The organism is Ilumatobacter sp. (assembly GCF_049588435.1).
Classification (GTDB): domain Bacteria; phylum Actinomycetota; class Acidimicrobiia; order Acidimicrobiales; family Ilumatobacteraceae; genus Ilumatobacter_A.
Genome location: NZ_JBAVYV010000387.1, coordinates 1 through 5,752 on the forward strand (window position 1 = coordinate 1; position 5,752 = coordinate 5,752).

Annotated in this window: 6 protein-coding genes; all 6 read left to right on the top strand. The window is 67.3% G+C overall.

From position 1 onward, the window contains the following. On the top strand, positions 1-521 hold a 521-nt coding region (locus tag WBV89_RS15010), incomplete at its 5' end, for an HNH endonuclease signature motif containing protein (RefSeq protein WP_423982161.1). Positions 522-547: 26 nt separating this feature from the next. Further along, entirely contained in the window at positions 548-1,336 is a 789-nt protein-coding gene (gene proC / locus WBV89_RS15015) for a pyrroline-5-carboxylate reductase (RefSeq protein WP_423982162.1), read from the top strand. Between the two features lie 221 nt (positions 1,337-1,557). Beyond that, positions 1,558-2,439 carry an SAM hydrolase/SAM-dependent halogenase family protein gene (locus WBV89_RS15020; protein ID WP_423982163.1) on the top strand — a complete coding sequence of 294 codons (882 nt, stop codon included), beginning with the start codon at positions 1,558-1,560 and terminating at the stop codon, positions 2,437-2,439. A 133-nt stretch (positions 2,440-2,572) separates the two neighbouring features. Next, positions 2,573-4,066, top strand: a complete 1,494-nt coding sequence (locus WBV89_RS15025; RefSeq protein WP_423982164.1) for an AMP-binding protein — start codon at positions 2,573-2,575, stop codon at positions 4,064-4,066. A gap of 100 nt (positions 4,067-4,166) precedes the next feature. After that, complete coding sequence (locus tag WBV89_RS15030) at positions 4,167-4,871, top strand: redox-sensing transcriptional repressor Rex (RefSeq protein WP_423982165.1); 705 nt, start codon at positions 4,167-4,169, stop codon at positions 4,869-4,871. Between the two features lie 12 nt (positions 4,872-4,883). Continuing rightward, positions 4,884-5,752, top strand: an 869-nt coding sequence (gene hemA, locus WBV89_RS15035; RefSeq protein ID WP_423982166.1) for a glutamyl-tRNA reductase, incomplete at its 3' end; no start/stop codon positions are given.

The window sequence follows — 5,752 nt, forward strand, 5'->3', positions numbered from 1 at the left end:
CGGCGACGCCCGAGCCGTTGGTGAACATCGTCATCACGAAGGCCGAGTACGAAGCCGAGATCGCCTCGATGATGCGCGGCGATGACGCACCTGCACCTGCCACGGTCGATGACATCGACGACAAGAAGTGCGAGACCGCCACCGGTATCGCGGTCAGTCCGCGCGACGCCGTGATTGCATCGATGATCGGGCACGTCCGCCGCGTCGTGATCGACTCGACCGGACGGGTCATCGATCTCGGACGACGGCGGCGGTTCACCGGAGCCGCGCGAGATGCTGTGTTGTTGGACGGGCGGCGATGTATGTGGCCCGGATGCGGGCGCAACAATTCACGCAATCAGATCGACCACACCCACGAACACTCGAGGGGTGGGTTGACGACGCCCCGCAACGGTGGGCCCGTCTGCGGACGCCACAACCGCATCAAAACCCACGGCTACACAGCCCACCGCTCACCCGACGGCACCTGGCACATCCACCGCCCCGACGGCACCGAACTCACCCAACCCGCCGCCGCCTGACCGCCGTGGCACTAGCGTCGACGCCGATGAGTGACGTCGAGGTCGTGATGATCGGTGGGGGCAACATGGGTGCTGCCCTGCTCGAAGGAATGATCGCATCGGGGGCGTTCAACGCCTCGTCGATGGCGGTCGTCGAACGGATCGACGACCGCCGCGCCCAGCTGACAGCGATGTTTCCCGGCCTCGGCGTCGTCGCCGACGTTCCGGACTGCGCGGCAGCCGTCATCGCGGTCAAACCCGATGGTGTCGCCGACGCTGTTCGCACTGCGGTCGACCGCGGGGCTCGGCGCATCCTGTCGATCGCCGCGGGTGTGACCACATCGACGCTCGACGCAGCAGCCGGCCCCGACGTGGCCGTGGTTCGAGCGATGCCGAACACGCCTGCTCTCGTCGGCCTCGGGGCATCCGCAATCGCCGGTGGAGCGAACGCAACCGACTCCGACCTTGCATGGGCCGAGACGATCCTCGGCTCGGTGGGGATCGTCGAACGACTCGACGAGCCGCTGCTCGACGCCTTCACCGGCGTCGCCGGCTCCGGCCCGGCCTATGTCTTCCTGTTCGCCGAGGCACTCGTCGAGGCCGCCACGGCCGAGGGGATCGATGCCGATGCTGCCGAGCGGATCGTCGCGCAGCTGTTGCTCGGTGCCTCGACGTTGCTCGACCGTGATCGGGACGCGGCTCAGCTCAGACGCAACGTGACGTCTCCGGGCGGCACGACCGCCGCCGGACTGGAACGCTTCGATGCGCGCGACCTGCGCGGAATCGTGGCCGATGCCGTCGCTGCGGCAACCGCGCGATCACGCGACCTCGGCTGAGGCCCGCTGTCCACTCCTGCCAGAAAACTTTGGTGTGGCCCTTTTCACATCGGGAATTGCGACCTATCCTGTCCGACGTGGAGACGCGTTCTCCTGCGATGTCGTGCGCAGCACGATGACGGAGGAGGACAGCGCCGACAGGGCTGGTGCCATCGGGGGGTTGGCATCAGCCCTCGTCGCGTCCGGGGTCGGTTCGGTCGGCCGGGTAGCGTCGGCGCGACATGAGCCGGCGCTACGACACGATCTCCTTTCTGTCCGACTACGGGACCACCGACGAATTCGCCGGTGTCGTCCGGTCGGTGATCCGTGAACTCGCACCGCACGCGGCCGTCATCGACCTGACGCACGGCATCGCACCGTTCGACGTGCGCGCCGGATCGCTCGCACTCGCCCGTGCGATCAGCTACGTCGCCTCCGGAGTGGTGCTGGCGGTGGTCGATCCCGGCGTGGGAACGGCGCGACGCGGGATCGCGATCGAGGTCGCAGATGGTGAGGGGGTGCTCGTCGGGCCGGACAACGGCCTGCTCGCACCTGCGGTGGCGATGGCCGGAGGTGCCGGGCGGGCCGTCGAGTTGTCGAATCCCGAGTATCGCCTGGAGGCTCCGGGAGCCACGTTCGACGGCCGCGACCTTTTCGCGCCGGCGGCTGCCCACCTCTGCAAGGGCGTCGACCTGAGCGAACTCGGCCCCGCCGTCGATGCAGACCTGCTCTTTCCCGGCGTCGTGCCGTTGCCGCAGATCGACGACAGCACCGTGATCGCGCAGGCGTTGTGGACCGACCGTTTCGGCAACGTGCAACTCAACATCGGACCGGACGATCTCCCGAGCGGATTCGGCGATGTGGTCGAGATCCGCTGCAGCGCTCCCACCGATCCGACCGGAGGTGTGACCCGTGCCGCCACCCGGGTGACGGCGTTCGCCGAGACTTCCCCGGGGGCGATCGGACTGGTGCTCGATTCGAACGGGATGATGGCGCTGGTGATGGACCGGCGCTCGGCTGCCGACGAACTCGGCCTGGCCGACGGCGACCAGGTCGTGATCGCACCGCTCTCCGAGGATGCCCAGCCCACCCAGTCGGTCAGGGTCGACCTCACAACTCGGTAGCGGATCGGTCCGTTAGCGTCTCGGGCGATGCGTCCAGCAACCACCCTCGTCCTCGGTCTCCTGCTCGCAGCGATCCTGATCGCCGGAATCGTCTCGCTGCTCCGTCTCTGACGGATCGCGTGGCGTCACCTCCATGAATCTCGCGAGCATCATCGACGGTGCCGATGCAGACTCCGTCGCGCTGATCAGCCGCGGTCGCTCGACGACCTACGGCGAGCTGCGTGACCAGATCGATCACCTGCGCGGTGGCCTCGCTTCGCTCGGCGTGTCCGAGGGTGACCGCGTCGCACTGTTGTGCAGCAACGCGCGGCACTTCGTCATCTCGTATTACGCGACGATCGGACTCGGCGCCGTCGCGGTCCCGCTCAATCCGCTGAGCCCCGCCCGGGCGATCGAGAGCGAGATCGCCACCGTCGGTGCGTCCGTCGTCGTGATCGAGAAGCTCAGCGCGACGACCTGGAGCGGGGTCGATCGCTCGACGGTTCCGACCGTGATCCATGTCGTCACCGGCGACCCGGCGACCGTGGTCGACGGTCGCGTGCTGATCGACGACCTCCTCGAGGCGGATCCGGTCGAGCGTGTCGACGTCGACCCGGATGCCCTCTGCACGCTGATGTTCACGAGCGGCACGGCGGGTTCGCCCCGCGCAGCGATGCTCACCCATCGCAACCTGCTGTCGAACATCGAGCAGAGCCTCGACGCAACCGACGAACTCACATCGCACGATGTGATGTACGCGGTGCTCCCGTTGTTCCACATCTTCGGGCTGAACGTCACCCTGAACCTCGGATTGGCGGTCGGCGCGACGGTCGTGCTGGTCCAGCGTTTCGACCCGGTCACCGCGATCGACACGATCGCCGACCGTGGGGTGACCTTGTTGCCCGGTTCGCCGTCGATGTGGACGGCGTTCGCATCGTTCGACCACCTCGAGGGCAGCGAGTTCTCGACCATCCGCTTGGCGCTCTCCGGAGCAGCCAAGTTGCCGATCCCCACCGCACGTCTGATGCAGGATCGATTCGGCCTCGTGATCCACGAGGGGTACGGACTCACCGAGGCGTCGCCGATCGTCACCTGGTCGCCGAGTGGTCCGGCACGGTTCGGATCGGTCGGACGCGTGCTCGACGGCATGGAGGTTCGACTCGTCAACGACGATGGTGACATTCCCGCCGGCGACGTCGGCGAGATCTGGGTGCGCGGCCCGAACGTGTTTGCCGGGTACTTCGGCGACTCCGACGCGACCGAGACGGTGCTCACGTCGGACGGCTGGCTGCGTACGGGAGATGTCGCGACGGTCGACGACGACGGCTACCTCTGGCTGGTCGATCGAGCGAAGGATCTGATCATCGTGTCCGGTTTCAACGTGTACCCGGCCGAGGTCGAGGACGTGCTCGCGACCCACCCGGACGTGGCGGGAGTCGGTGTGGTCGGCGTCCCGCACCCGCACACGGGCGAAGCGGTGAAGGCGTTCGTCGTGGTCGCCGACGGTTCCGACATCGACGAGGAGACGCTGATCGAGTTCTGCCTCGATCACCTCGCCCGGTACAAGTCCCCGAACAAGATCCTGTTCGTCGACGATCTCCCACGGGGGATCACCGGCAAGCTCCTGCGTCGCCACCTCCTCGCCTGACGAAGTGGGCTGACCGGACGACCTGAGACTTCCGTAACAGCTGCGGAATTGATACCGGGGTGCTTTGTGAAACCGTGCACAAGCGTCGTAGGTTGGACCTGTGGCTGCCCAGCGGACTCGACGGCGAATTCCCGAAGCGACCGTGGCGCGACTCCCGATTTATCTGAAGCTCCTCTCGGATCAGTTCGATCTCGGCACCACCAACATCTCCTCCGAGGAGCTCGCCGAGCTCGGTGGCGTGAACGCCGCCAAGGTCCGCAAGGACCTCTCGTACCTCGGGAGCTACGGCACCCGTGGCGTCGGCTACGACGTCGAGTTCCTGATCTTCCAGATCAAGCGTGAACTCGGGCTGACGCACGACTGGGACGTCGTCATCGTCGGTGCCGGGCACCTCGGCAAAGCGCTGGCGGGCTACGGCGGTTTCGGCGAGCGCGGTTTTCCGGTCGGAGGCGTCGTCGACATCGACCCCGAGAAGTTGGGAACCGTCGTGGGCGGCGTCCGCGTCCGCCATGTCGACCAGCTGACCGAGATCGTGCAGACCCGCGAGATCTCGATCGGTGTCATCGCGACGCCGGGTCCCGCTGCCCAGAGCGCTGCCGACGCACTCGTCGCGGCCGGGATCACGAGCATCTTGAACTTCGCGCCGACGATCATCACGGTTCCGCACGGCATCAGTGTCCGCAAGGTCGACCTCGCCGTCGAACTGCAGATCCTCAGCTATCACGAGCAGCGGCGACTGAACGCGCGCAAGGTGACCAAGCTCCAGGCGGTCCCGGGCAACGGCCGACGTGGTGCGTCGGCCTAGGCTGGGTGCGTCATGTCCATCCTCGTCGTCGGTGTCAACCATCGCAGCGGACCGCTGTCGCTGCTCGAACGTCTGACGATCGCGGCCGACGACCTGCCCAAGGCGGTGTCCGGCCTCGCCGAGCGTGACACGATCCGCGAGGCCGTCGTGCTCTCGACCTGCAATCGCACCGAGGTCTACGTCATCGCCGAACGGTTCCACGGGGCGTACGCCGACGTCCGCGATTTCCTCTGCGACCTGGGTGAACTCGACGTCGATGCACTGAGCCCGCACCTGTTCAGCCAGCACGATGACGCAGCCGTGTCGCATCTCTTCGAGGTCGCTGCCGGACTCGATTCGGCGGTTCTCGGCGAGGGTGAGATCCTCGGCCAGATCCGCAACGCCTGGCAGGTCGCGCTCGACGAATCCGCTGCACGATCGGGAATGAACCTGCTGATGCGCACCGCCGTCGAGACCGGCAAGCGGGCGCGCACCGAGACAGCGATCGGGCGCGGGACCGCGTCGGTCAGCCACGCCGCGGTCGAGATGCTCGGCGAGGTCGTGGGTGAACTGAGCGGCCGCAGCATCGCGGTGCTCGGAGCCGGTTCGATGGGCGAAGGAGTCGCCGTTGCGCTGCACAAGTCCGGGGGTGCCGAGATCTGCGTGGTCAACCGCTCGCCCGAACGCGGCGCCGCGTTGGCGCAGCGGGTGGGTGGACCCGCGGTCGGTTTCGATCGACTCGACGAGGCATTGGCCGCTGCGGACGTCGTCGTCACCTCGACGGGTGCCGGCGAGCCGGTCATCACCGTCGACAAGCTCCGCGCCGCCCGCGGCGAAATCGACCGACCACTGCACGTGATCGACATCGCCGTTCCGCGTGATGTCGAGGCCGGGGTCGCCGA